The organism is Nocardioides pelophilus (assembly GCF_014180685.1).
GTDB lineage: Bacteria > Actinomycetota > Actinomycetes > Propionibacteriales > Nocardioidaceae > Nocardioides > Nocardioides pelophilus.
In genome coordinates this window covers 1-22,896 of sequence record NZ_JACEHF010000026.1, presented here as the reverse complement: position 1 = coordinate 22,896, position 22,896 = coordinate 1, and the positions used below count along the sequence as shown (strand labels likewise).

General features: G+C 70.6%; 26 protein-coding genes. 13 read left to right on the top strand and 13 right to left on the bottom strand.

What is annotated here, in order from left to right:
- The first annotated feature begins 8 nt into the window (after positions 1-8).
- Positions 9-1,130: a potassium channel family protein gene (locus H0488_RS07470; protein ID WP_183098660.1), complete on the top strand. Its 1,122-nt coding sequence runs from the start codon at positions 9-11 to the stop codon at positions 1,128-1,130.
- Positions 1,131-1,136: 6 nt separating this feature from the next.
- On the opposite strand, the gene H0488_RS07465 is transcribed toward H0488_RS07470, so the two are convergent.
- Positions 1,137-1,736, bottom strand: a complete 600-nt coding sequence (locus tag H0488_RS07465) for a TetR/AcrR family transcriptional regulator (protein WP_183098659.1) — start codon at positions 1,734-1,736, stop codon at positions 1,137-1,139.
- Between the two features lie 104 nt (positions 1,737-1,840).
- Here H0488_RS07465 and H0488_RS07460 point away from each other — a divergent pair, with 104 nt between their 5' ends.
- Both H0488_RS07460 and H0488_RS07455 read left to right on the top strand, forming a co-directional pair.
- Positions 1,841-3,331: a flavin monoamine oxidase family protein gene (locus H0488_RS07460; RefSeq protein WP_183098658.1), complete on the top strand. Its 1,491-nt coding sequence runs from the start codon at positions 1,841-1,843 to the stop codon at positions 3,329-3,331.
- Positions 3,331-4,452, top strand: a complete 1,122-nt coding sequence (locus tag H0488_RS07455; protein WP_183098657.1) for an SMP-30/gluconolactonase/LRE family protein — start codon at positions 3,331-3,333, stop codon at positions 4,450-4,452. Before H0488_RS07460 ends, H0488_RS07455 begins: the two co-directional genes overlap by 1 nt.
- A gap of 21 nt (positions 4,453-4,473) precedes the next feature.
- Here H0488_RS07455 and H0488_RS07450 read toward each other — a convergent pair whose 3' ends face one another.
- On the bottom strand, positions 4,474-5,361 hold the full coding sequence (locus H0488_RS07450) for a universal stress protein (protein WP_183098656.1): 888 nt from the start codon (positions 5,359-5,361) through the stop codon (positions 4,474-4,476).
- A gap of 124 nt (positions 5,362-5,485) precedes the next feature.
- On the opposite strand from H0488_RS07450, the gene H0488_RS07445 reads away from it, so the two are divergent.
- Positions 5,486-6,073: a DUF4118 domain-containing protein gene (locus H0488_RS07445; protein WP_183098655.1), complete on the top strand. Its 588-nt coding sequence runs from the start codon at positions 5,486-5,488 to the stop codon at positions 6,071-6,073.
- Positions 6,074-6,081: 8 nt separating this feature from the next.
- Here H0488_RS07445 and H0488_RS07440 read toward each other — a convergent pair whose 3' ends face one another.
- Positions 6,082-6,294 (bottom strand): hypothetical protein, encoded by a 213-nt coding sequence (locus H0488_RS07440; protein ID WP_183098654.1) that lies wholly within the window; start codon positions 6,292-6,294, stop codon positions 6,082-6,084.
- A gap of 60 nt (positions 6,295-6,354) precedes the next feature.
- Between H0488_RS07440 and H0488_RS07435 the strand changes: the two genes are divergently transcribed.
- Entirely contained in the window at positions 6,355-6,747 is a 393-nt protein-coding gene (locus H0488_RS07435) for a nuclear transport factor 2 family protein (RefSeq protein ID WP_183098653.1), read from the top strand.
- 214 nt (positions 6,748-6,961) lie between these two features.
- Here H0488_RS07435 and H0488_RS07430 read toward each other — a convergent pair whose 3' ends face one another.
- Genes H0488_RS07430 through H0488_RS07420 form a run of 3 tightly spaced genes read right to left on the bottom strand, consistent with a single transcriptional unit; the run spans position 6,962 to position 10,282 of the window.
- Positions 6,962-8,710 (bottom strand): MFS transporter, encoded by a 1,749-nt coding sequence (locus tag H0488_RS07430; protein WP_183098652.1) that lies wholly within the window; start codon positions 8,708-8,710, stop codon positions 6,962-6,964.
- A complete protein-coding gene (locus tag H0488_RS07425; RefSeq protein WP_183098651.1) occupies positions 8,707-9,426 on the bottom strand; it encodes an LppX_LprAFG lipoprotein in 720 nt (239 codons plus the stop codon). Before H0488_RS07425 ends, H0488_RS07430 begins: the two co-directional genes overlap by 4 nt.
- A 25-nt stretch (positions 9,427-9,451) precedes the next feature.
- Entirely contained in the window at positions 9,452-10,282 is an 831-nt protein-coding gene (locus tag H0488_RS07420) for an alpha/beta fold hydrolase (RefSeq protein WP_183098650.1), read from the bottom strand.
- 124 nt (positions 10,283-10,406) lie between these two features.
- Between H0488_RS07420 and H0488_RS07415 the strand changes: the two genes are divergently transcribed.
- The 3 genes from H0488_RS07415 to H0488_RS07405 all read left to right on the top strand — a co-directional run bounded on the left by H0488_RS07415 (position 10,407) and on the right by H0488_RS07405 (position 13,513).
- The gene (locus H0488_RS07415) at positions 10,407-11,795 is read left to right on the top strand and encodes a diguanylate cyclase domain-containing protein (RefSeq protein WP_183098649.1); all 1,389 of its coding nucleotides are present in this window, start codon (positions 10,407-10,409) and stop codon (positions 11,793-11,795) included.
- Between the two features lie 94 nt (positions 11,796-11,889).
- On the top strand, positions 11,890-13,341 hold the full coding sequence (locus H0488_RS07410) for an NAD(P)/FAD-dependent oxidoreductase (RefSeq protein WP_183098648.1): 1,452 nt from the start codon (positions 11,890-11,892) through the stop codon (positions 13,339-13,341).
- 19 nt (positions 13,342-13,360) lie between these two features.
- Positions 13,361-13,513, top strand: a complete 153-nt coding sequence (locus H0488_RS07405) for a hypothetical protein (RefSeq protein ID WP_183098647.1) — start codon at positions 13,361-13,363, stop codon at positions 13,511-13,513.
- A 45-nt stretch (positions 13,514-13,558) separates the two neighbouring features.
- On the opposite strand, the gene H0488_RS07400 is transcribed toward H0488_RS07405, so the two are convergent.
- The 4 genes from H0488_RS07400 to H0488_RS07385 are packed head-to-tail and all read right to left on the bottom strand — an operon-like array spanning position 13,559 to position 16,609.
- On the bottom strand, positions 13,559-13,918 hold the full coding sequence (locus tag H0488_RS07400) for a zinc ribbon domain-containing protein YjdM (protein WP_183098646.1): 360 nt from the start codon (positions 13,916-13,918) through the stop codon (positions 13,559-13,561).
- A gap of 14 nt (positions 13,919-13,932) precedes the next feature.
- On the bottom strand, positions 13,933-14,532 hold the full coding sequence (locus H0488_RS07395) for an adenylate kinase (RefSeq protein ID WP_183098645.1): 600 nt from the start codon (positions 14,530-14,532) through the stop codon (positions 13,933-13,935).
- Positions 14,533-14,582: 50 nt separating this feature from the next.
- Positions 14,583-16,292: a SulP family inorganic anion transporter gene (locus H0488_RS07390; protein ID WP_312856244.1), complete on the bottom strand. Its 1,710-nt coding sequence runs from the start codon at positions 16,290-16,292 to the stop codon at positions 14,583-14,585.
- The gene (locus H0488_RS07385) at positions 16,289-16,609 is read right to left on the bottom strand and encodes an ArsR/SmtB family transcription factor (protein ID WP_183098644.1); all 321 of its coding nucleotides are present in this window, start codon (positions 16,607-16,609) and stop codon (positions 16,289-16,291) included. The genes H0488_RS07390 and H0488_RS07385 overlap by 4 nt, the downstream gene beginning before the upstream one ends.
- A 145-nt stretch (positions 16,610-16,754) precedes the next feature.
- Here H0488_RS07385 and H0488_RS07380 point away from each other — a divergent pair, with 145 nt between their 5' ends.
- The 3 genes from H0488_RS07380 to H0488_RS07370 are packed head-to-tail and all read left to right on the top strand — an operon-like array spanning position 16,755 to position 18,376.
- Positions 16,755-17,417 carry a nitroreductase family protein gene (locus H0488_RS07380; protein ID WP_183098643.1) on the top strand — a complete coding sequence of 221 codons (663 nt, stop codon included), beginning with the start codon at positions 16,755-16,757 and terminating at the stop codon, positions 17,415-17,417.
- Positions 17,414-17,929 carry a VOC family protein gene (locus H0488_RS07375; RefSeq protein ID WP_183098642.1) on the top strand — a complete coding sequence of 172 codons (516 nt, stop codon included), beginning with the start codon at positions 17,414-17,416 and terminating at the stop codon, positions 17,927-17,929. Before H0488_RS07380 ends, H0488_RS07375 begins: the two co-directional genes overlap by 4 nt.
- A gap of 57 nt (positions 17,930-17,986) precedes the next feature.
- Positions 17,987-18,376 carry a VOC family protein gene (locus tag H0488_RS07370; RefSeq protein WP_183098641.1) on the top strand — a complete coding sequence of 130 codons (390 nt, stop codon included), beginning with the start codon at positions 17,987-17,989 and terminating at the stop codon, positions 18,374-18,376.
- Between the two features lie 25 nt (positions 18,377-18,401).
- Here the strand turns inward: H0488_RS07370 and ddaH are convergent, their stop codons facing one another.
- Entirely contained in the window at positions 18,402-19,163 is a 762-nt protein-coding gene (ddaH, locus tag H0488_RS07365; RefSeq protein ID WP_183098640.1) for a dimethylargininase, read from the bottom strand.
- A 279-nt stretch (positions 19,164-19,442) separates the two neighbouring features.
- On the opposite strand from ddaH, the gene H0488_RS07360 reads away from it, so the two are divergent.
- The gene (locus H0488_RS07360; RefSeq protein ID WP_183098639.1) at positions 19,443-20,219 is read left to right on the top strand and encodes a hypothetical protein; all 777 of its coding nucleotides are present in this window, start codon (positions 19,443-19,445) and stop codon (positions 20,217-20,219) included.
- A gap of 154 nt (positions 20,220-20,373) precedes the next feature.
- Here the strand turns inward: H0488_RS07360 and H0488_RS07355 are convergent, their stop codons facing one another.
- Together H0488_RS07355 and H0488_RS07350 are read right to left on the bottom strand one after the other, a co-directional pair.
- On the bottom strand, positions 20,374-20,955 hold the full coding sequence (locus tag H0488_RS07355; protein ID WP_183098638.1) for a hypothetical protein: 582 nt from the start codon (positions 20,953-20,955) through the stop codon (positions 20,374-20,376).
- Positions 20,952-21,668 (bottom strand): hypothetical protein, encoded by a 717-nt coding sequence (locus H0488_RS07350; protein WP_183098637.1) that lies wholly within the window; start codon positions 21,666-21,668, stop codon positions 20,952-20,954. Before H0488_RS07350 ends, H0488_RS07355 begins: the two co-directional genes overlap by 4 nt.
- A 180-nt stretch (positions 21,669-21,848) precedes the next feature.
- Between H0488_RS07350 and H0488_RS07345 the strand changes: the two genes are divergently transcribed.
- Entirely contained in the window at positions 21,849-22,805 is a 957-nt protein-coding gene (locus H0488_RS07345; protein ID WP_183098636.1) for a PGN_0703 family putative restriction endonuclease, read from the top strand.
- The last annotated feature ends 91 nt before the right edge of the window (positions 22,806-22,896 follow it).

Sequence of the window (22,896 nt, the reverse complement as noted above, 5' to 3'; positions counted from 1 at the left end):
TCGCGGCTGTGCACGACCTCTCGTCACAGGGCGCCAGCCAGGGCGCAAGCCTGATCGCGCTACCCGAGCACACCCGCTCGCCGTGGTGGGAGCTCGGGCGACGGCTGCTCGCGGCGTTCGGCATCCTGGCCGGCACCGTCCTGCTGGTGATGATCGACCGCAGCGGCTACCGCGACGCCGGCGACGCCACGCCGACGGACCCCCTCGGCACGGTCTCGCTGGTCGATGCGATCTACTACACGACGGTCACCCTCAGCACGACCGGGTACGGCGACATCGCGCCGGTGTCCGACCAGGCCCGCCTGGTGAACGCCTTCGTCATCACCCCGCTCCGCATCGCGTTCCTGGTGCTGTTGATCGGCACCACGCTCGAAGTGCTCGCGCAACGCGGGCGCGAGATGTTCCGCATCGCCCGTTGGAGGAAGCACATGGGACACCACGTGGTCGTCATCGGCTACGGCACCAAGGGCCGTAGCGCCGTCGACACCCTCGTCAACAACGGGCTCGAGCGCGACCACGTCGTCATCGTCGACCCGAGTCCGGTGGCGCTGGCCGAGGCCCACGCCGACAACCTCGCGGTGATCACCGGCGACGCGACCCGGCGGGAGGTGCTCCGGCGCGCCGGCATCGCGACCGCCGACCAGGTCATCGTCACCACCGACCGCGACGACACCAACGTGCTGGCCACCCTCACGGTGCGCCAGCTCAACCCGGACGCGTTCATCGTCGCGGCCGTGCGGGAGCAGGAGAACGCACCGCTGATCCGCCAGTCCGGAGCCGACTCCGTCATCATCTCGGCCGACGCGGTCGGCCGGCTGCTCGGCCTCTCGACGCTGTCGCCGACCCTCGGCACGGTGATGGAGGACCTGCTGACCTACGGCGACGGCCTGGAGGTCGCCGAGCGCGACCTGCTGGTCTCCGAGGTCGGCGTGCCCCCGCAGTCACTGCCGGACCAGGTCATCGCCGTCGTGCGCGACGAGAAGGTCTACCGCTACTTCGACCCGGTGGTGACCCTGCTCGCCCGCGGCGACCGGCTGGTCGTGGTACGGCCGGCGAGGGAGCTGCCATGGGCGCCGCGTCCGGGCACCCACAACGAGGACTTCGCGACCGACGACGACGACGAGGGCTGACCCCGCTCAGGCGCGGGCCGGCTCCGGCTTGAGCATGACCTCGTCGATGTGGTGCGCCAGCAGGTCGAGCACCTGGCGGGCGCTGTTGTCGTCGCGGCGGACCAGCCAGTCGAGGGTGAGCCCGTCGATCATCGCGGCGAGGTAGCGCCCGATCGCGGGCAGCGGCACGGCCGGTTCGGCGCCGATCGCGTCGAGGAGCGCGACGAAGGCGTGGGCGTAGTGGTCGTACTGCTGGCGGGCGACCGCGCCGTAGCCGGGGGTGCGCAGGCAGTACTGGGTGAGCTCGTAGGTCAGCAGGTGCTGGTCGGGCGTCGAGGTGACGTGGGCCCAGTAGGCCTCGAGGCCGGACCGGATCATCTCCTGGCGGGACGCGCTCGCCTCGAACGATGCCTCGGCGAGGTCGACCGAGTTGCCGACGAGGGTCTTGATGACCGCGTCGAGGAGCTCCTGCTTGGAGTCGAAGCAGTAGTGGAAGACGCTCAGCGAGGTGCCGGCCTCGGCGACGATCGCGCGGGTGGTCGCCTTCGGCACGCCCTCGCGGGTGAGCACGGCGATCGCGGCGTCGACGAGCTGCTGCCGTCGCTGCGCAAGCGGCATCCTCCCCATCGGGCCCTCCTTCCCTCGCAGTCACTTTACGGTGCCTGACGTAACGAGTGCGGGAGGATCTCGTTAGGGTCTAGGACAAGTGACCTGATAGCGCGAGGGTGGACATGGGACCTGGAATCGGTCGTCGGCAAATTCTCGGTGGGCTCGCCGTCGGTACGGCGGGAGCGGCCGGCGCGGTCGGGGGCCTCTGGGCCCCGGCGTCGGCCCAGGGCGCCTCGGTCAGCGGGCCGTTGCCCGACCGTGTCGACGTCGTCGTGGTCGGCGCCGGCATCTCCGGCCTGACCGCGGCCCGGAAGCTGCGGGCGCGCGGCGCCAGGGTCCTCGTCGTCGAGGCTCGGGACCGGGTCGGCGGCCGGGTGCTCAACCACCACCTCCGGGCGGGGGGCGTGATCGAGGCCGGTGGCGCGTTCGTGGGCCCGACCCAGGACCGGATCCTGAAGCTCTCCGACGAGCTCGGCGTGAAGACCTTCAAGGAGTACGTCGAGGGCGAGAACGTCTACATCAAGAACGGCCGGCGCTCGACGTACACCGGCACCGTCCCGCCGGACCCGAGCATCCTCATCGACGCCGCGCTGCTCCAGCAGCGGATCAACAGCATGGCGGCCGAGATCGCCGTCGACGCGCCGTGGAGCCACCCGCAGGCCGCCGAGTGGGACGCGCAGACGGTGAAGCAGTGGGTCGCGAAGCAGACCCTGTCGACCGACACCGACACCCTCCTCAAGTGCTACTTCCAGCCGAGCTGGGGCTCCGACGCCGGCAACGTGTCGGTGCTCTTCCTCGCGTGGTTCATCGCGACCGCCGGCAACGAGCGCAACGTCGGCACCTTCGAGCGCTCCTCCAGCACGGCGGGAGGCGCCCAGGAGTCGCGCTTCCGGCTCGGCTCGCAGATGGTGCCGATCCGGATGGCCCGCGAGCTCGGCGACCGGGTCGCCCTCCGTGCGCCGGTGCGCCGGATCGTCCAGCGCGACGGCTGGGCCCACGTGCACACCGACCGCGGCACGGTCCGCGCCAAACGGGTCGTCGTCGCGTGCCCGCCGCCGCTCGTGCTGGACATCGACTGGCACCCCCAGCTTCCGGCTCGGCGCCGCCACCTGCTGTCGAACATGCCGATGGGCAACCTGATGAAGTGCGACGCGGTCTACGAGACGCCGTTCTGGCGCGCCGACGGGCTCTCCGGCTCCGGTCTGGCGCACGAGGGCGCGACCCGGGCGGTCTTCGACAACACGCCGGCGTCCGGCGGGCCGGGCGTGCTGCTGGCCTTCGTCGGCGGCTCGACCTGGAAGACCTACGGCCGGCTCCCGCGGGCCGAGCGGAAGCGCGCGGTGCTGGAGGGCTTCGCCGAGATGTTCGGCGAGCAAGCCCTCCACCCGATCGAGTACACCGAGCACGACTGGACCCTCGAGCGCTGGACCGGCGGCGGCCCGATCGCCCTGCCGCGTCCGGGTGTGATCACCAGCCACGGCTCGGAGATCCGCCGCCCGTTCGGTCGCGTGCACTGGGCCGGCACCGAGACGTCGACGTACTGGTCGGGGTTCATGGACGGCGCCGTTCGCGCGGGGGAGAGGGCCGCGCGAGAGGTGCTGGACAAGCTGTGATGCCGGTACGACGTACGCCCCTCGCCCTCGCCGCGCTGATCGCCGCGTTGCTGGTGGCGCTCCTGCCCGCCGGCGGATCCAGCACGGCTGCCAGCACGGTGGCCGAGCGTGAGCGCTGGCACACCAAGGTGCTGGCGATGGTCCAGGCGCCGGGCTTCCCGGCGAACGTGGTCCTCCACCCCAACGGCCGCGTGTACGCCGGCACCTTCTCCAACATGCGCGGCGACAGCCTGCCATCGGTCGTCCGCGAGTGGACCCGCCGCGGTGACCTGCTGAGGTCGTGGGAGGTGCCGGGCCAGGACCTCGCGGCCAGCCACGGCATCCAGGTCGCCAACGTCGACGCCCGCGGTCGCCTGATCGTGCTGGAGAAGAGCACGGGCAAGGTCCTCCGGCTCAACCTCGACACCGGCCGCTGGACGACGTACTCCCGGCTCCGCGACCTGCCCGCCTGTCCGCTCGGGCTGCCGGGCGACGGGTGCACCCCGAACATCAACGACGCCGGGCCGATCCCGAACTACGCGGCCTGGGGCCCCGACGGCTCGCTGTACCTCACCGACTACGGCCAGGCCGTGCTGTGGAAGGTGCCGCCGGGCGGCGGTCGGGCCCGGGTGTGGCTCGCCGACAAGCGGCTCGACGGGATCGAGTTCGGCACGGCCGGTCTCGCGCTCGCGCCGAACCGCCGGTCGCTCTTCGTGATGCAGCAGACCTCGTTGGGCCTCGGCGACCTCACCGTCGCCCAGGGCAAGCTCTACCGGATCCCGCTGCGCGGAGAGCGGACGCTCACCAAGCTGTGGCAGTCCCGGCCGATGGACCTGCCCGACGGCTTCAGCTTCGCGCGTTCGGGACGGGTCTACGTCGCCAACGCCGGCAGCAACCAGCTCGTGGTGCTCGACGAGGAGTTCGCCGAGGTCGAGCGGGTGCCGGCGCTGCCGGTCACCGGCGAGAACGGCTCACCGGTCCCGTTCGACACCCCGTCGAACGTCACCTTCGCCGGCCGCAGCGTGCTCGTGGCCAACCAGAGCTTCCTGGGGACGACCGCCAACCACGCGATCCTGGACGTGTACGTCGGGGAGCGCGGCGTGCCGATCCACATCCCGCGCGGGGCGGGCGTGCGGCGCTGACCCAGCTCCCGCGGGGTCGGCTCAGGAGCGCGGGACGACGATCACGGTGCAGGACGCGTGCTCGACGAGCGCTCCCGCAACCGAGCCGAGGATCAGGTCGCTGAGCGACGAGCGCTCGCGCGAACCGACGACCGCGACGTCGTTCTTGTCGGCGAGCCCGAGCATGACCTCGTCGGCGAGGCCGCGCGCGAGCTCGACCCGCACCGGGACGTCAGGGTACTTCTCCCGGAACCCGGCCAGGGTCTCCGCGACGACCAGCCGGATCTCGGCGTACCGCTCGTTGTCGCCGTCGACCAGACCGGCGCCGAGGACCGCGGACTCGTAGTCCCAGAAGCAGTGGACGACCGTGAGCGGGGCGCCACGGGACGCGGCGATGCGGAAGGCGTAGTCGAGGGTCGGCAGCGACTCCTCGGTGCCGTCGACGCCGACCAGGACGCCGTCGTTGGCGTTCTCGTCAGCCCCGGGCCGGACGACCGCCACGGGCGCGTGGGCGTGCCGGGTCAGGCCCAGCGACACCGAGCCGAGCAGCAGCCGCTTGACCGGTCCGCGTCCCCGGGACCCGACCACGACGAGGCCGGCGTGCTCGGAGGCCTCGATCAGGAGGTGACGGGCGTCTGCGGACTTCCAGCCGATGGAGACCTCGAGGCCGGGGTGCTCCGCGATGACGCTGTCCCGCGCCTCGGCGAGCACCTCCTTCGCTCCCGCGATCATCGACTCCTTGAGTGCCTGCGCGTCGACGCCGGGTTGCACCAGCCAGTACGGGTCCAGCACGCCGAGGGCGTGCACGATCACGAGCGGTCGCCGGTCGCGTCCGGCCTGGTCAGCGGCCCATGCGAGGGCGCGAGTCGAGTGCTCCGAGCCGTCGATGCCAACGACGACGGCTCCCGAGGGAATCTGCAGCGTGTCCATGTCTCGATGCAATCACGCGGACGGGTCCGTCCCCAGTGGCCCCGGGTCATCCACCCGCGGGACGAAGGTCCTTCGACGAGAATGGCAACGTGGTGTAGTCAGCACCCGATCGCGAAGGAGAACCATGTCGGCCCGTGAGCTCCGCGCACCCCCGGCGCCGGGGGTGCGTCCCTGGTTCCAGCAGCGGCGCGGCCTCGCCGCGGTGGTGTGCGTCGTCCTCTTCGGTGCGGTGACCGTCCTGCGGTTCGCCCTCGGCGACGACGCCGCGATCGCCGTCACCATGCTGTACGTGCTTCCGATCAGTCTGGCGGCGGTCGCCTGGGGGCGATGGGCCGGCGCGGGCGCCGGCGTCGTCGGCCTGGCGCTGATCGGGATCTGGGTGCTCGCGAAGGGCGTGGACCTCTCGATCCTGGGTTGGCTGTCGCGAGCGGTGCCGCTGCTGCTCATCGGGTTCGTCCTCGGCGACGCCTCCGAACGGCTCCGGCGGGCGGAGGAGGAGCGGTCCCTGCAGGAGGCGCGCAACCTCCGGCTCCGGCACGCGGTGGAGATCAACGACAGCCTGATCCAGGGTATGGCGGCGGCGAAGTGGTCGCTCGAGGCGGGCCGGCCGGACACGGGACTGGAGATGCTCAACGAGACGATCACCGAGGGCCAGCGGCTGGTGTCCGACCTGATGCGCGAGGCCGACGCCAGCGAACGGGACCAGCCCTGACCCGCCGCTCAGCCGTACGACGACCCCGTGCGTGGTTGCGCCTCGACCGGCCGCAGCTCGTCGGCAGGCACCCAGGCGGTCACCACGCGACCGCGGGTCTCCACCCAGGTCACCAGCGCCCGCCACGCGCCCTCCGGGTCGCGGCGCCACTCGAGCACCAGCCCCGGCATCTCGACGGGCGCGAAGGCGGGCCGCACCCACACGAACCGCGTCCTCGCCATCGTCCAACAATAGAACGAATGTTCGATGATCGGAGGCGATGGTCCGACTAAGGTCTTCCCATGCACCCGTTCCGCCAGGCCGTCGAGGCTCGTGACCTCCAGGCCGTCGACGCCCTGCTCGCCGACGACGTCGTGTTCACCAGCCCGGTCGCGTTCAGGCCCTACGAGGGCAAGCCGATCACCTCCGCCATCCTCGCGACGGTGATCGAGGTCTTCGAGGACTTCCACTACGTCCGCGAGATCGGTGAGGCCGGTGCCAGCGACCACGCCCTGGTGTTCGAGGCCACGGTCGCCGGCAAGGCGCTGACCGGCTGCGACTTCATCCACACCGACGCCGACGGGCTCATCGACGACCTCATGGTGATGGTCCGCCCGCTCAGCGCCGCCCACGCCCTGGCCGAGCAGATGGGCGCCCGGTTCGAGGACATCGCCCGGCGCGCAGCCGGCGGCTAGGTCGGACTGAGGGTCGGCCTGAGGGCCGGCCTGAGTCGGGCAGGCGCGGGCGTCATACGAACGAGCAGCTACTGGGCCGAGACCGTCTGACGTCCGTCGGGACGTCATGCGGGTCGACACCCACGGCATCCGGAACGTATGACGTCCGCCTCGCGCCCGCGGATCGCTGACCGCGGGGCCACGGCGCCCCTCGGCGCCTCTCGGCTCAACCGGCTCAGCCGGCCCAGCTCTCGAGAGGAGCGACCTTCACCGCGCGGGTGTCGGCGGTGCGGAAGACGACGAGCGCGACCAGCCCGGCGATCACGCAGCAGACGGCTGCGCCGACGAAGATCGTGTGCAGCTGGGTGAGCCCCGCCTCGCGCAGGATCAGGGTCCACTCCGCGCAGCGGGTGCGCCCGCCGGAGCAGACGTCCGCCGGAGCCGGCAGGCCGCGCTCGGTGGCGTAGAACCGGCGCAGGCCGATCGTGGTGAGGGCACTGATGCCGACCAGCTTGCCGATGGTGCGGGAGACGATCAGCAGCCCGCTCGCGACACCGTGGACCGACGAGTCGGTGGCCGCCAGCAGGGCAGCGTTGACAGGAGCCATCGCCAGGCCGACGCCGAACCCGGCGAGCACGAGCGGCACCGTCGAGATCGGCTGGTCCAGCGACGTCAGGTCCCAGGTGGCCATCCAGAGGAAGCCGCCGCAAGACAGGGCCATCCCGACGGCGGTGACGACGCCGGCCGGGAGCCGCCGGGTGAGCCAGCCGCCGACGAACGCACCGATCGGAAGGCCCACCAGGAACCGCACCAGGACCATCGCCGCAGCCACCTGGTCGTCCTGGTGCACGGTGAGCCGGGCGAAGATCGGGATGTCGATGAGCGCGGCCACCAGCGCGGCCCCGACGAAGAAGCTGACCACGAGCGCGCCCCACGCCGGGGTGCGGGCGATGGCGCCGGACGGCAGCAGCGGGTGGCGGGCCACCCGGTTCCGGCGTACGAACCCGACCGCGGCGACGGCGCTGGCCAGCAGCAGCCACGGGCCCTGCTCGGCGAACACCTGGCGCTGCGGGTTCGCGGTGCCGAACGCCAGGATCACCCCGCCCAGGGCGACGGCGAGCAGGGTCGCGCCGAGCACGTCGACCCTCCGAGCCGTGGCGCCCCAGGCGCGCAGGTCGACGAGTGGCTGGGCGGCCGTCGCGCAACGGACCACGAGCAGGGCCAGCAACGCGTAGCCCGCGAGCGCCAGGGGAGCGAGCCAGCGGTTGCTCCCGGTCACCGGGACCAGGGCGAGCCCCCAGGTCACGTCGGCGGCGAGCCGTGCCGGCTGCGCGAGTACGACGACGAGGGCGCCGGTGCCGGAGCCGGCGAGGATGAGTCCCAGCCAGTCCGGTCGTGGGCGTCCGGCGCCGCGGACGTCGGCCGGGGTGGCGCGGATCGCCGCGGCGAGCGCCAGTCCCGCGGCGAGGTTGATCCAGAAGATGGTCCGCCAAGAGCCGACGGCGAGCACGAGCGCGCCGTACACCGGGCCGATCACGTTGCCGAGCTCCTGGACCGCGCCGACCAGGCCGAGGGGCAGACCCCGCTGGCGAGGAGGGTAGAGGTCGGCGACCAGCGCCAGCGTGGCCGGCAGCAGCCCGCCCGCGCCGGCACCCTGGAGCACGCGACCGGTGACCAGCGAGGGCAGGTCGTAGGCGAGCGCGGTCACCAGCGACCCGAGCGAGAACAGCACCAGCGCGCCCACCAGCACCGGCACCCGGCCGCGGAGATCGGCGATCCGGCCGGCCAGCGGCAGCATCGCGACGTAGCCGAGCATGAAGCCCGAGATGATGGACGCGGCCCGGTGCAGGTCCTCGGCGGACAGCCCGGCCGACGCCATCATGTCCGGCAGCGCCAGGACGACGACGTAGGTGTCGGCAGCCGCGAACGAGACCGCCACCGCCGCGAGGGCGAGTAGGCCGCGGGCCGCCCTGGTGGGGGTCATGGCGTCTGGATGGTCTGCTGGGTCCCGTAGTCCTCGAGCCCGACCAGGTAGGTCACGTCCTGCTCGCCCTCGTAGAACGGCCCCGAGACCTCCGCCTCGTGGAGCAGGCCGTCCTCGGTGATGGTGAAGGTGACCTCGAACGTCGCCTCGTCGTCGGCGCCGGGGATCACGTCGGCCACCACGGTGCCCGGCAGCGTGCCGGAGTACGGCGTCAGCACCTCGGGCCCGTCGCGCACCTGGTCGCCCTGGTCGACGTCGATCACGCTGGCCAGCCACCGGGAGATGCCGGCGCCGGCGGTCAGGAGCTGTGCGGGGTCGGGGGCGCCGTACTCCTCCGGGTCGATCGGGTCGTAGCCGGTGGTGAACGGGAGCTGCGCGTAGACGACGCCGTCCACCGAGATGACCGGGATGTCGGCGGTGATGCCGCTGTAGCGAAGCTTGACGGTCCCGTCGAACGCGGGGTCGGACGTGAGGGTCCCTTCGGCTCCCACCAGGCCGGAGACCTCGTCGGGCAGTCCGTCGCTGGACACGGTGATGTGGACTCCTGTCGTCTCGTCCAGCTGCTCCTGAGCGGACGCGAGGACCTCGTCGGGATCGCCCTCCGGGCCGTCGGCCCCGCACGCCGGCAGGGCGACGAGCACGGCGGACAGCAGAGCAGCCGCGCACGCGGCATGCGTCGTACGACGGACGCCGGCGGTGTGGCTACCGAACCTCATCTCGACTCCTCCCTGTCGGACCGGTCTACTGCCCGACGGCCTCGGGAGGGATCGCGACGCCCATGACGTTGGTGATCACCTCGGCGAACAGGCCGGGATCCGCGATCAGCCAGCCGTGGTCGCCGGCGACGGTCTGGATCTCGGTGTCGTCGGACGTCCCGATCAGGGCCTCGGCCGAGGCGAGCGGGATCACCCGGTCGTTGCGGCCCCACAGCACGAAGACGGGCAGCCGGCGCCGGCGTACCGCTGCCAGCTCGGCCTCGAGGTTCGCGTCGCGCGCCAGTCGGCCGACGGCCCACAGCACGTGCGGGTGCTGGACGGCGTTGCTCACGGCGTCGGCGGCCACCACGGGCACGACCCGGGTCAGGCCGCGCGGCGACAGGGCGCCGGCGGAGAGGTGGAGGCCCCAGTCCCAGATCGGCCGGTCGCGCATCGCCTTGTCGGCCTTCCACACCGACCCGCCGATCGAGTTCACCAGCACCAAGCGGCTCACGGCCCGGGGGTGGTCGTGCGCGGTCTTGAGAGCCACGCCGCCACCGAACGAGTGGCCGATCAGCGTGACCGGCTGCGGCACCTCCACCTCGTCGAGGAAGGCCTGCAGCCACTTCGCGTAGCCGACCATGCTCAGCTCGGCGCGGGGGAGCGGTGCAGTGCCGCCGAAGCCCGGAAGGGCCGGGGCGTAGACGCGGGCGCCGGTCCGCACCAGCCGGTGCAGCGCGGCCCGGTAGGACCGCTGCGAGAGTCCCCAGCCGTGCACGAACACGACCGGGTCGCCTTCCCCGGCCACGCCGTAGCGAGCGTCCCGTCCCTGCACCAGGGTCGAACGCCACCTCAGCTGCTGGTCCCTGCCGTCCATGGCACCTCCCCGTGTGTGCTTCCACGATCCGCTCCAGCGGGGCGGCGGAGTCAGTGCCGATCGGCACGTGGGCGCGGGACCTCCGGCCCTGTCCGCGGAGGTCTCGGGACCGGACGATCGAGGTATGTCCCGATCTTCTCGGGTGCGAGACGTCGCGCTCATGGGGCTGGCGTACGGCACCCTCTCCTTCCTCGTCATCCAAGCGACCACGTTCGGGTATCCGACAGGCGCGGTCTTCTGGCCCGGGGCCGGGCTCACCCTCGGCGTCCTGGTGCGCCTGCCCCGGGAGCGCTGGCCGGCCCTGTTGACCGGCGTCTTCGTGGCCGAGATCGTCGTCGACCTCTCCATCCCGGTCTCGTTCGGAGTCGCGCTGATCTGGGCTGTGGCCAACACCGTGGAGCCGCTGGTGGGTGCATCGCTGCTGATGCGCAGCCGACGGCCGGAAGGTCTGACCAGCGTCTCCCTGGTGCTGCGCTTCGTGCTCTGGGCCGTCGTGGTCGGGCCGCTGGTCGGGGCCACCGTCGGCGCGGCAGCCGCGACCGCTGCGGGCGTCGAGACGTTCTGGCCGACGTGGCCGCGCTGGTGGATGGGAGACGCCATCGGCGTCCTGGTCGTCGCCCCAGCGGTGTTCACCCTCCGGCGGGCCGACCTCGCCAAGGCGGGCCGGTCCGAGCGCTGGGTGCTTCTTGCCGCCCTGGCCGCGGTGACCCTGGTCGCGGTCTTCCCCTGGCAGGTCGACGCGTGGGTGCAGGGCCTTCCCTTCCTGCTGACACCGGCACTGGTCCTCGTCGCCATGCGGCTCGGCGCCCAGACCGCCGCCATCTCGCTCGCGGTGTCGGCCACGACGGTGAACACCGTCACCGCGATGGGGGTCGGTCCGTTCTCGGTGACCGGGACCTACTCCGGGCTCGTGGTGGCCCAGGTCTGCCTCGCCGGCGGCGCCTTCGCGCTGCTCACGGTCTCCGCCCTCAACCACGACCTGGTCTCCGTCCAGCGGGTCGAGGAGATCCTCCGCGAGCAGGCGCTCCACGACGGGCTGACGGGACTGGCCAACCGCAGGCTGCTCGAGGACCGGCTCGAGAGCTCGCTGGCCGGCCTGCGCCGGAGCCGCGCCCATCTCGCCGTACTGCTCGTGGACCTCGACGGGTTCAAGCGGCTCAACGACGAGCACGGTCACCTCGCCGGGGACGCGGCTCTGGTCGAGGTCGCCGACCGGCTGCGCGCCGCGGTGCGCCCGAGCGACACCGTCGCGCGGGTCGGCGGCGACGAGTTCGTCGTGGTCCTTCCGGACCTGAGCGACCTGACCGTCGCCGAGGTGTTCCGCGACCGCGTGTCGGTCGCGCTCAACCAGCCGATGAGGTGGGAGGACACCGAGCTCCCGCTGGCCGCGAGCGTCGGGGTGTCGTCGACCGACGACCCGGAGGCCTCGGTCGACAGCGTCCTGGCGGCTGCCGACCGGGCGATGTACGCGGTGAAGGTGGCGGCACGCAGTCGGTCCGCCGACGGGCAGTGACGATGTCCCCGCGAGCAAGGGACCTTGGACCCGCTCCTCCGGCCCCGGCCGTGAGTAGCGTCGAAGACGAACATCCCCCCGGGAGGTAGTCGCCATGGCTCGAATCGTGATTCTGGGCGCCGGCGTGTCGGGACACACCGCCGCGCTCCACCTGCGTCGGAAGCTCGGACGGGAGCACGACGTCGTCGTCGTCGCGCCGAACTCGAAGTGGAACTGGATTCCGTCCAACATCTGGGTCGGGGTCGGCGCGATGGACAAGTCGGACGTCGTCTTCCCGCTCGCACCGGTGTACGACAAGCTGGGCATCGAGTTCCACCAGGCGCTGGGCAAGACGATCCGACCCGAGGGGAGCGGGTCCGACCCGACGCCCACCGTCGAGATCGAGTACACCGACGCCGCCCGGCGCGGCGAGGTCGCCTCGCTGCCGTACGACTTCCTGATCAACGCCACCGGGCCGAAGCTGAACTTCGCGGCGACGCCGGGGCTGGGCCCGGACGGCAACTCCGTCTCGGTCTGCACGGCCGACCACGCGACCGAGGCCGCCGCGTCGCTGAGCGCGACGATCGACAAGATGAGGAACGGCGAGCACCAGACCCTCGTCGTGGGGATGGGGCACGGCACCTGCACCTGCGAAGGCGCCGCCTTCGAGTACGTCTTCAACGTCGACCACGAGCTCCGGCAGGCCGGCGTACGGGACCGCGCGACGCTCTACTACCTGACCAACGAGAACGAGCTCGGCGACTTCGGTGTCGGCGGGATGACGTTCGAGGTCGGGGACCGGCAGATGACCAGCGAGGAGTGGATGGAGTCGCTCTTCCGCGAGCGCGGCATCGAGGCGATCGCCCAGGCCCACGTGGAGGAGGTGCTCCCCGGGCAGGTCCGCTACCAGCAGCTCGACGGCAGCGTGTCGACCCTCGACTTCGACTTCGCGATGCTGCTCCCGCCGTTCACCGGCGTCGGGCTCCAGGTCTTCGACCGGGCGGGGGACGAGATCACCGACCGCCTGTTCGCGCCCAACAAGTTCATGCGGGTGGACGCGGACTACGCGGCCAAGCCGTTCGAGGAGTGGAAGCCCGAGGACTGGCCGGAGACCTACGAGTCGCCCCTCTACCCGAACCTCTTCGCCGTCGGGATCGCGTTCGCGCCGCCCCACCCGATCTCGCGTCCCCGCAGGACCGAGGACGGCACGCTGATCGCTCCGTCGCCCCCGCGCACCGGAATGCCGTCCGGAATGATGGGCAAGGCGGTGGCCATGACGATCGTGGACCGGATCAAGGACGCCTCCGCTCCAGCCCGCAGGGCCTCGATGGCCTCGATGGGGGCGGCCTGCGTCGCCTCGACCGGCTCCGGGCTGCGGCACGGGTCGGCCGCCGCCATGACGATGCAGCCGATCGTCCCCGACTACGAGAAGTACCCCACCGGCCGGGACCTGAGCACGACCACCGGGGAGATGGGACTGGCGGCGCACTGGATGAAGTACATGCTCCACCACCTCTTCCTCTACAAGGCCAAGGCGAAGCCTGGCTGGTTCTTCATCCCCGAGTGATCGCGAGCGAGGAATCGACATGCACGACACGGACAACGTCAACGACCGGATCGCCCGCGCGCCGCTGCCCAGCGCACGCGCGCTCCGCAAGCGCCAGAACCTCGCCTACCAGGCGGGCCGGTTCGTCGCCCTCAACCTCCGCATGATCCGGATGGTCGCCAAGGGCCACTGACCCCGCGACGGCGGATCTCAGCCTCGACGTACGCCGCCGGGGGAGTCAGGCCTTCCTGACGAACTCCGACTTCAGCTGCATCGGCCCGATGCCGTCGATCTTGCAGTCGATGTCGTGGCCGCCGAACCCGTCGGCCAGCCGGATGTTGCGCACCTTGGTGCCGACCTTGACCACCAGGGACGAACCCTTGACCTTGAGGTCCTTGATCACGGTGATCGTGTCCCCGTCGGACAGGGGAGTGCCGAAGGCGTCGGTGATGGCAGTGGCTTCGGCCGCCTCGGCCGCTTCGGCGGGCGACCACTCGTGGCCGCACATCGGGCAGACGAGCAGGTGGCCCTGCTCGTAGGAGTAGGCCTCGTTGCACTCCGGGCAGGGAGGGATGGCCTCGGACTCGTGGTCGGTCATGGGCGCTCCTCGGGTCAGCCGGTCATGGCGTCGGAGTCGAGCGCCGACGTACGGCGGTCGACGGCGGCGTTGATGAGGTCGGTGATGTCGTCGACCCGGCCGATGCCGTCGACGTGCTCGGTGAGCCCGCGGGCGGCGTACAGGTCGATGAGCGGCGCGGTCTCCTGGGCGTAGACCTCGAGGCGGCGGCGGATGACGTCCTCGGTGTCGTCGGAGCGGCCCTCGACCTGCGCCCGGTTGAGCAGGCGCTCGACGAGCTGTTGCTGGTCGGCCTCGAGCACGACGACCGCGTCGAGCCGGCTGCCGATGTCGCTGAGGATCGCGTCGAGCTCGGTGACCTGGGCGGTCGTGCGGGGATAGCCGTCGAGCAGGAAACCGCGCTCGCAGTCGGGCTGGGAGAGCCGGTCGCGGACCAGCGCGTCGGTGAGCTCGTCGGGCACGTACTCCCCGGCGTCCATGTAGGCCTTGGCGCTGATCCCGAGCGGGGTGGCGGCGGCCACGTTGGCGCGGAAGATGTCGCCGGTGGAGATGGCCGGGACGTCGTAGCGCGCTGCGACGCGGGCAGCCTGGGTGCCCTTTCCTGCGCCCGGCGGGCCCATCAGGATCAAACGCATGGGGGAGTTCCTTTCAACGGGGTGGACAACGGGAAGCACATTGCGGGGGGCTATCGCGTGGGAGATCCGGACGCGCCGGCGTCGTGGCTGATCCGGGAGGCGTGGATCCGCGCGTGCACGATGGCCTCCGGAGTGGTGTCGAAGAGGTGGCGCTCGTGCGCCAGCCTGTCGTAGACGCCGAGGTGGGTCAGCACGTCTTGGTGGGCGGGCTGGACGCCGGACAGCAGGACGGTGATGCCGCGGTTCTCCAGGCGGGTGATGGTGTCGGCGAGCACGCTGGCGCCGGTGGCGTCGATCGTGGTGATCCGCGACATCCGGAGGATGACCACCCGGGTGTCGCTGACCCCGGCCAGCTCGAGCAGGAAGTCATGAGCAGCGGCGAAGAACAGCGGCCCGTCGAGCCGGTAGGCGACGATGTGCTCGTCGAGCAGGGCGTGCTCCTCGGCCACCCGGTCGTCGCTGTCGGTGGGCATGTCGAGGGGGACCTCGTCGATCCGCGCGGCCTTAGCGGTCTGGCGGAGCGCGATGAAGCCGGCGACCACGAGACCGACGATCACCGCGGTGACCAGGTCGGCGACCACGGTCGCGGCCGCTGTGATGACGAGTACGGCGGCGTCGCCCCGGGTGGAGCGCAGCAGCGCCGTCACGCTCGAGACCCGGACCATGTGGATGGCCGTCGCGATCAGCACCCCGGCGAGTGCGGCGAGCGGGATCCGCTCCACCCACTGCGAGGCGACCAGGACGACCGCGAGGAGGACCCCGGCGTGGACGACCGCGCTGAGCCGGGACGCGGCACCGGCGCGGACGTTCACCGCGGTGCGGGCGATCGCGGCGGTCGCGGGGATGCCGCCGAACAACGGTGCGGCCAGGTTGGCCATGCCCTGCCCGAACAGCTCGCGGTCGGGGTCGTGGCGCTGGCCGACGTTCATCGCGTCGGCGACGGTCGCCGAGAGCAGGCTCTCCAGCGCGGCCAGCGCCGCCACCGCGATCGCGGGCAGCAGCAGCGCATCCAGCGTTCCGAGGTCGACGTCCGGCAGGCCCGGCGTGGGCAGGCCGGACGGGATCGCGCCGATCGACGCGACGCCCAGGTCGAGCACCCCGTCGAGAACGGTCGCGGCCACCACCGCGAGGAGCGACCAGGGGAGCTGGGGGCGGTACCTCCCGGCGGCCATGATCACGGCGACCACGCCGAGGGTGACCCCGGCCGAGGCCCAGGCAGGGTCCTCGGCCCACGCCCGGACGGCGCGTCCGGCCAGGACCAGGACCTTCTCGGCCTGTACGTCGACGCCGAGCGCTCCCGGCAGCTGCTGCAGCGCGATGATGATCGCGATCCCGATGGTGAACCCCTCGACGACCGGCACCGGCACGTAGCGGATGAACCGGCCCGCGCCCGCGAAGCTCAGCCCCAGCAGGATCAGCCCGGCGAGCAGCCCGACGACGAGCACGCCGTCGGCGCCGTGGGTCGCGATGATCGGGACCAGCACCACCGTCATCGCACCCGTCGGCCCGCTGACCTGCACCCGGCTGCCGCCGAACACCGCGGCCAGGACGCCGGCGACGATCGCGGTCACCAGGCCCGCGCCGGCGCCGAGCCCCGAGCTGACGCCGAACCCCAGCGCCAGTGGCAGCGCCACCAGCCCGACCATCACGCCGGCCGGCAGGTCGCGCCGCGGCCGCGCGTGGGTCCAGTCGGCGCGGCGCGGCAGCAGGGCGCGGGTGCGGGACCAGAGCGACCCCGGCCACTCAGCGGTAGGGGTCACGACGTCACGGCACCGGTCTCGTCGTGGACGTGGATGAGCCCGGTCAGGATCTTCCGGGCCGAGAGCAGGAGGTCGCGGACCTCAGGAGCGCTGACCGAGTAGACGACCTCGCCGCCCTCGCGGCGCGACACCACCATCGACGTACGCCGCAGCACCGCGAGCTGCTGGGAGAGGTTGCTCGGCTCGATCGGGATCACGGCCAGCAGCTCGTGGACCGCGTGGTCGCGCTCGCAGAGCAGCTCGAGGATGCGGATCCGCGCCGGGTGGCTCAGCGTCTTGAAGAACTCGGCCTTCGCTTGGTACAGCGGGACGCTCACTGCTCACCTGGGTCTCGGATCGGGGTGGTCGGTCGCGGTTCATCTTACAGGACTTGAAAACATCTTCAAGTTGAGAAGCGGCGGGCTCGACGTGGCTCGGTACGCTGCCGAACGACCAGGCCGACCGGTCAAGGGGAGGACGACCATGGAGCTGTACGACGTGATGCGGACGACGTCCGCGGTGCGCGAGTTCACCGACGACCCGCTGCCCGACGACGTGCTGCGCACGATCCTCGACAACGCGCGGTTCGCACCGAGCGGGGGCAACCGTCAGGGCACGCAGGTGCTCGTCGTCCGTGACCTCGACGCGCGCCGGAGGCTGGCGGAGCTCACCCTCCCGGGCGCTCGGCGCTACACCGCGCAGAAGACGGCGGGTGAGGGACCGTGGAACGCGGTGATCCCGACCCGCCTGTCGGACGAGGAGATCGCGGCGACCGACGTACCGGACTTCTGGACCGACCCGGTCCTGAAGGCGGCGGTGGTGCTCGTGGTGTGCGTCGACCTGCGCGTGGTGGCGGCCGTCGACAAGGACCTCGACCGGGTCGGCATCGTCGGGGGAGCGTCGGTCTACCCGCTGGTGTGGAACATCCTGCTGGCCGCCCGGCACGAGGGCTTCGGCGGGACGATCACGACCATGGCCGTGGCGGAGGAGCCACGGCTGCGGGAGCTCTTCGGCATCCCCGAGGAGTACGCCGTCGCGTGCGTGGTGCCGATGGGCAAGCCGGTGCGCCAGCTCACCAAGCTGACCCGCGTTAGTGTCGAGGACCTGACCCGACGCGAGCACTGGGAAGGTGGGCCGCTGTCATGACGACTGACCCGGACGAGCCGGAGATCGACCTCGCCGCCGTCGACGCCGAGCGGGAGCGGATCCGGGCGACGTACCTGAAGTCGGAGGAGAGCCGGCCGGCCTCCACCGCCCGCGGCCTGCACCATTTCGCGATCGTCGCCCGCGACGTCGAGGAGACCGTGCGGTTCTACCAGGGGGTGCTCGGCTTCCCGCTGACCGACATCTTCGAGAACCGCGACTACAAGGGCTCCAACCACTTCTTCTTCGACATCGGCAACGACAACCTGATCGCCTTCTTCGACTTCCCGGGCCTCGACGTCGGGCCGTACGCAGAGGTGCTGGGCGGGCTCCACCACGTCGCCATCTCGGTCGAGCCGGAGCGATGGGAGATGCTCAAGGCCCGCCTCGAGGAGGCCGGTGTCGACTACCAGAGCGAGAGCGGCACCTCGATCTACTTCCGCGACCCCAACGGCGCCCGGCTCGAGCTGATCGCCGACCCGCTGGGGGAGATGTACGGCACCAAGGTGCTGTAGGGCCGAGCGGCCGAAACTCGCGCGACGACGACGAGACCACGCCTCTAGGGTGGGGCCATGGTCTCGGTCAGAACTGTCCAGGTCACGTTCGACTGCGCGGAGCCGGTGCGGGTCGGCCGCTTCTGGTGCGAGGTGCTGGGCTACGACCCGGCGCCGTCGGCCGGGGAGGACGAGTCGTGGTTCGCGTGCGTGGACCCCAGGGGCGTGGGCCCGCGCCTCTACTTCCAGCGCGTGCCCGAGGGCAAGGTCGTCAAGAACCGGGTGCACCTCGACGTGCGCGTCGGCACCGGTCTGGTGGGGGAGGAGCGCCTGGCCGCCCTCCAGGCCGAACGCGCGCGCCTCGAGCCCCTCGGGGCCTCGCTCGTGCAGGTGCTCGTCGCGGACGAGGAGAACGAGTCCTGCATCGTCATGCAGGACGTCGAGGGCAACGAGTTCTGCCTGGACTGACGGGCCGGGCGGCTGCCCGGCCGGCTCAGCGGAGCCGCACGGACAGGCAGGTCACGCAGCCCTCGAGCTTCTCGAACTCGGTCATGTCCACCGCGACGACCCGCAGCCCCCGCGCCTCGTAGAGCTCGCGGCTGCGCCGTGCGCTGGTCGACATCAGCACGGTGCTCTCGTCGAGCAGTACGACGTGCGCCCCCGGCTCCTCGGGAACGGCGAGGAACCGCTCCCAGACGGTCGGGTCGTCGACGAGCTCCTCGAACCCCACCACGGTCCCGTCGGGCAGGGCGGTGACGGCGGACTTGAGGTGCAGCACCTTGGTCAGCGGTACACCGACCACTCGCGCACCGAGCGGCTCGAGGTGACCGGCGAGCTGGTCGACCCCGGCTCGGTTGGTGCGCCCACCGAGCCCGACCCACACCGTGCCGTCGTACTTGAGCACGTCGCCGCCGTCCAAGGTCCCGGGCGCCTCGATGTGCACGATCCGGTAGCCCAGCTCGAGCAGCGTCTGCTCGGTTCCCGACGTCTCGGGCTTGCGCTCGTCGGCCCCGGGGCGCGTGATCGCGGCTAGGTCGCCGTACATGACGACGGTGTCCTCGACGAAGACCGAGTCCGGGCAGTCAGGCGCGGCCGGCACCTCGACGGTCTCCCAGCCTTCGGCCTGCAGTGCGGCCACGTAGCCCTCCCACTGCTCGAGCGCCAGGTCGACGTCGACCGGCACCCGCTCGATGTGGGTGAGCAGCCCCTCGGCCAACCGGGGACTCGGACGACGGACGAGGGCGCGGCGTTTCATGGGGCGATCCTCTCGCACGGACCGCAACGTCGACGGAGTCTGGGTTCCTCGCGGATTGCTTCATCGACCGACCCGCGGCGTCACAAGCGCCAGAATGGCAATCTGCCTGATGGAAGTTCTGTCGGCGCTCCCGCAACACCCCGCGGAGGACCCAAGCGGTCCGTTTCGGTGTTCTGCCGCGGCAGCACGTGAGATGTGCATAACCTTGCCGCTCACGGTCTTGGCTCCCAGGGCCAGTACGTCTGTCGCAGTCATGCGATGGACATTGGAGATCCTCTCATGCGACTTCTTCTGCGCGTCGTTGTCACAGCCCTGTTCGTATCGGGGCTGAGTGCGATTGGAAGCATCGCGAGTGCCGTCACGTCAGTTGACGTCCTTGCGAGCAACGCCTCTGTCATCGGAGGCAAATGCGACTGGGCGAAGATCCGCGTCTTCGGCGACTGGGACGCCGACCCGTACAACGACATCACGGTGAACGTCCTTAACCCGGGAGGCCGCGAGGTCGACAGCATCTACTCCGAAAACAACTATCGTGGTCGTGTCATCACCTACGTCCGACTTTGCGGACGCCAGGATCGCCCGGGCACCTACAAGGTCAACGTGTTCGTCCGTGGATATGACGAGAACCACGAACTGGCCAGCCGTGCTCGAGACTCTGTCACGTTCGAGTTCAAGAAGACTCCGATCCTGAACTCGACCGTCCGGCGTGACGTGGACTACCGACCACACAAGCGCGTGTACAAGTACGTCGTGATTGGCCGCCTCCTTCGAGCACAGAAGGGCTGGCGCGGTCAACGTGTTGAACTGCAGGCCTATATCCGCGGCGCCGGCTGGCTCGTGATCGACACGCAACGGTCTCGGCGGCGCGGACTGTTCGGTTGGGAGTTCAAGCCGAACCGCTACGTGTGGGCGTATGTCTACCAAGGCAACCGCACGACACGCTGGGACTCCTCGCCCAACTTCCGGACTCCGCGCCGGGTTGGTGCTCGGGAGACGGCCAGCGCCCATGTTTCTGGCGCCGATGACCCGAGTCAGCTCGTCACGCGATTGCGCTGACGAGCTCCGCAACCGCGGGTCCGGGATCCGTTCTCGAGGCCACCTGAACGCCGGTCCACGCAAGAGTTGAACAACACCCTCGGCAAGGTGCGCGAACGGTGATCGGATACGAACTCCGATCACCGTCACCTCTCGGTTCCCGGCCGAATCGGGGTCAGATGCCGACGGGCCAGACGGTGGTGCCCCTGCGTCGTCGCGGGTCGATGAGGATCATGGCCTTCTGCGCGAGGTAGTAGCTGGAGGGAGGGCGGCGGCTGGTTGACGCCTCACCGGCTTCCAGCCAGCTTCGAAGGGCTGTTCTGACCGCGGGCAGGGAGGCCGTTGGTTCGATCGGAAGGTCTCGCATCAGCAGGTCGACGCGCCGGCCCTGGAACTGCTCCCAGCGGTGAAATCTCGCCAGCTCGGCTGGGTTCTTCGCCGCGTGGTGGTCATACCGCTGTCGTCCCAGTGCTGAGGGACCGAAGTCGACGTGTCGGTTCCGCTTCGCCGGGAATCCCACACCTGGGACGGCCGCGTAGAACGTCCAGACATCGAGGTCCTTGATCCCGACGTCGCCGTGGAGGTAATGCAGGGCCCCGCCCTGGGCGAGCACGACGGCGACTCGCCGGTCGGCGAACTCGGGCCGGCCGTCAGCTCGGGTGAAGAACTGGTGGTCGGCGAGCGCGATCGCACTCAGCCGGTCGAGGTGCTCGCGCGTGAGGGGCGCGTAGGAACGCCTCGAGCGGCGGGCGGTCACGGTGCCTCTCCCGAGGCAGAGGCCGAGGGTTGGGTGGTCGTCAGGACCGGCGGGGCCATCATGGCGGCGGGTCCGGCCGCGAGACCGAGGGCGGAACCTTGCGGGAGGTGTTCGAGGCGGGTGAATCGGAGCGGGTCGTACCTGACCTTGAACGCTCGGCGGTCAGACGGAGCGACCAGCCAGAGGTAGGGAGCCCGCGTCACCCACAAGCGCCATGCGAGCTGACGCGGCTCGTCCCCGCGGCGGGGCGTTGGTTGTTGGTGTTGGTGCAACGACAAGTCGGCTTCGAGTCGATCGAGGTCGCGGGCCTCCTTCTTCGCCTCGCCGAGAACCACGACCTGGCCGTCATCGTTGAGCACGGCGAGGTCGAGTTGAAGGGCAGACTGCGGAGTGTCGAACAGCACGCGGTGCCGGTGGTAGCCGTGCTCGATGATGAGTTCGACATAGGCGGCCAACTGCGGGACGAACTCCCAGCACGGGCGCCGGTGAGCGCCGTCCTTCTCGATCAGCCACCAACGTCCGCGTGGGGGCCGCGGGCGGTCCAGCGTGTCGAAGCGACCGCCGGGACGCCAGGTGATCAGGCCCTGCTCGACACCGGCGAACAAGGTCGCAGCGTCGTCCTCCGTAATCCGGCGGGTGATCAGATCGCTCGGGTAGCTGCCGAGCGTCAGGCTGGGCTCGTCGGCTAGCGACTGCGCCTCCAGGTAGCCCAACAGTCGGTCCACCGATCCCATAGCTCCGAGTGTCGCATCGCGGTGCGACACAAGCCGACCGCAGCTACCCGCGCGTCAGCGGGTGCCAGGCGCCAACCCTGCTCTGACGCGTATGGACGACGCTCGCCTTCGCCACTTCGGTGTGGATCTACGTCGGGCGGTCGTCTTAAGGTCAATGGCATGCCCGCTGAGTCCTTCGATGACATCGGACCGATCAATCCGCGATGGGATCGCGCTCCTCACGACGCCGCGATGACTGCGTTCAAGCGGGAGGCTCGACGTCGGCAGGCGACGTGGCGCGCCGCGAAGCGGTACGCATACGGCGAGCATCCCAAAGGCCAACCGAACGGGTCGATGCTCGCGGACGAGGCCGGGCTCGCCTACAAGAACTTCCTCAGCGACAAGATCGAGAGCGCCGTACGACACCGCGAGCAGCACCCGCAGAAGCACCAGACGTTTCATGGCCCGCGCCTCCGCAACAACCTGCTGTCCTCGATGCCGATGTGCTTCAACCTGTTCGGTGAGCTTCATCAATACACCACGCGCCTGTCCCGAACTGGGTCAGCGTTGTGGGGAGTTGAACGGGCCGGCGTCGGCATCGTTTTCGAGTGGTCTCCGGGACGTCTAGACCCGAGCTACACCGGCGATCGCACAGCCTTCGACGTGGCTCTCTTCTTCGGCGACCGCGATCTCCCGCAAACGGTGATCGGGATCGAGACGAAGTATCACGAGCACGCGACAACAGAAGCCCCGCCTCGACCACACCGAATGGAGCGGTACCGCGAGATCACCGAGCGTGCGATCGGTGAGTACAAGGTGTTCAAGTCAGACTGGGAAGCCAGGATCGTCGGCAAGCCTCTGCAGCAGATCTGGCGCGACCATCTCCTCCTGCTCTCGATGCTGCAGCACGACTCCGGCCGATGGGCCGACGGCAAGTACGTCCTGGTCTACCCCCGCGGCAACACCGCCTACGCCAAGCTCGCGCTCGACTACGCGGACGCACTGGACGATCCGACCACCTTCACCCACGCAACCGTCGAAGACCTGCTCGACGCCCACGTTCTTCACGAACCCAACACCGAAGCCGAGTTCAGGGAGCGGGGGTCTGCTGCACGAACGGGTGACAGTTGGGGTTAGGCCGCCTGGGTGGCGGGTGGGGTCATGATCAACTCGTATTCGACGGGGGTCAACCGTCCGAGAGCGGCCTGCCTGCGGCGGCGGTGGTAGG

Coding starts and splice junctions, on each gene's coding strand:
- H0488_RS07370 (WP_183098641.1), top strand. CDS start 17,987: ATGGTCTCGGTCAGAACTGTCCAGGTCACGTTCGACTGCGCGGAGCCG.
- H0488_RS07450 (WP_183098656.1), bottom strand. CDS start 5,361: ATGGACACGCTGCAGATTCCCTCGGGAGCCGTCGTCGTTGGCATCGAC.
- H0488_RS07425 (WP_183098651.1), bottom strand. CDS start 9,426: ATGAGGTTCGGTAGCCACACCGCCGGCGTCCGTCGTACGACGCATGCC.
- H0488_RS07420 (WP_183098650.1), bottom strand. CDS start 10,282: ATGGACGGCAGGGACCAGCAGCTGAGGTGGCGTTCGACCCTGGTGCAG.
- H0488_RS07440 (WP_183098654.1), bottom strand. CDS start 6,294: ATGGCGAGGACGCGGTTCGTGTGGGTGCGGCCCGCCTTCGCGCCCGTC.
- H0488_RS07380 (WP_183098643.1), top strand. CDS start 16,755: ATGGAGCTGTACGACGTGATGCGGACGACGTCCGCGGTGCGCGAGTTC.
- H0488_RS07345 (WP_183098636.1), top strand. CDS start 21,849: ATGCCCGCTGAGTCCTTCGATGACATCGGACCGATCAATCCGCGATGG.
- ddaH (WP_183098640.1), bottom strand. CDS start 19,163: ATGAAACGCCGCGCCCTCGTCCGTCGTCCGAGTCCCCGGTTGGCCGAG.
- H0488_RS07435 (WP_183098653.1), top strand. CDS start 6,355: ATGCACCCGTTCCGCCAGGCCGTCGAGGCTCGTGACCTCCAGGCCGTC.
- H0488_RS07410 (WP_183098648.1), top strand. CDS start 11,890: ATGGCTCGAATCGTGATTCTGGGCGCCGGCGTGTCGGGACACACCGCC.
- H0488_RS07460 (WP_183098658.1), top strand. CDS start 1,841: ATGGGACCTGGAATCGGTCGTCGGCAAATTCTCGGTGGGCTCGCCGTC.
- H0488_RS07360 (WP_183098639.1), top strand. CDS start 19,443: ATGCGACTTCTTCTGCGCGTCGTTGTCACAGCCCTGTTCGTATCGGGG.
- H0488_RS07465 (WP_183098659.1), bottom strand. CDS start 1,736: ATGGGGAGGATGCCGCTTGCGCAGCGACGGCAGCAGCTCGTCGACGCC.
- H0488_RS07445 (WP_183098655.1), top strand. CDS start 5,486: ATGTCGGCCCGTGAGCTCCGCGCACCCCCGGCGCCGGGGGTGCGTCCC.
- H0488_RS07430 (WP_183098652.1), bottom strand. CDS start 8,710: ATGACCCCCACCAGGGCGGCCCGCGGCCTACTCGCCCTCGCGGCGGTG.
- H0488_RS07400 (WP_183098646.1), bottom strand. CDS start 13,918: ATGACCGACCACGAGTCCGAGGCCATCCCTCCCTGCCCGGAGTGCAAC.
- H0488_RS07375 (WP_183098642.1), top strand. CDS start 17,414: ATGACGACTGACCCGGACGAGCCGGAGATCGACCTCGCCGCCGTCGAC.
- H0488_RS07405 (WP_183098647.1), top strand. CDS start 13,361: ATGCACGACACGGACAACGTCAACGACCGGATCGCCCGCGCGCCGCTG.
- H0488_RS07415 (WP_183098649.1), top strand. CDS start 10,407: ATGTCCCGATCTTCTCGGGTGCGAGACGTCGCGCTCATGGGGCTGGCG.
- H0488_RS07455 (WP_183098657.1), top strand. CDS start 3,331: ATGCCGGTACGACGTACGCCCCTCGCCCTCGCCGCGCTGATCGCCGCG.
- H0488_RS07395 (WP_183098645.1), bottom strand. CDS start 14,532: ATGCGTTTGATCCTGATGGGCCCGCCGGGCGCAGGAAAGGGCACCCAG.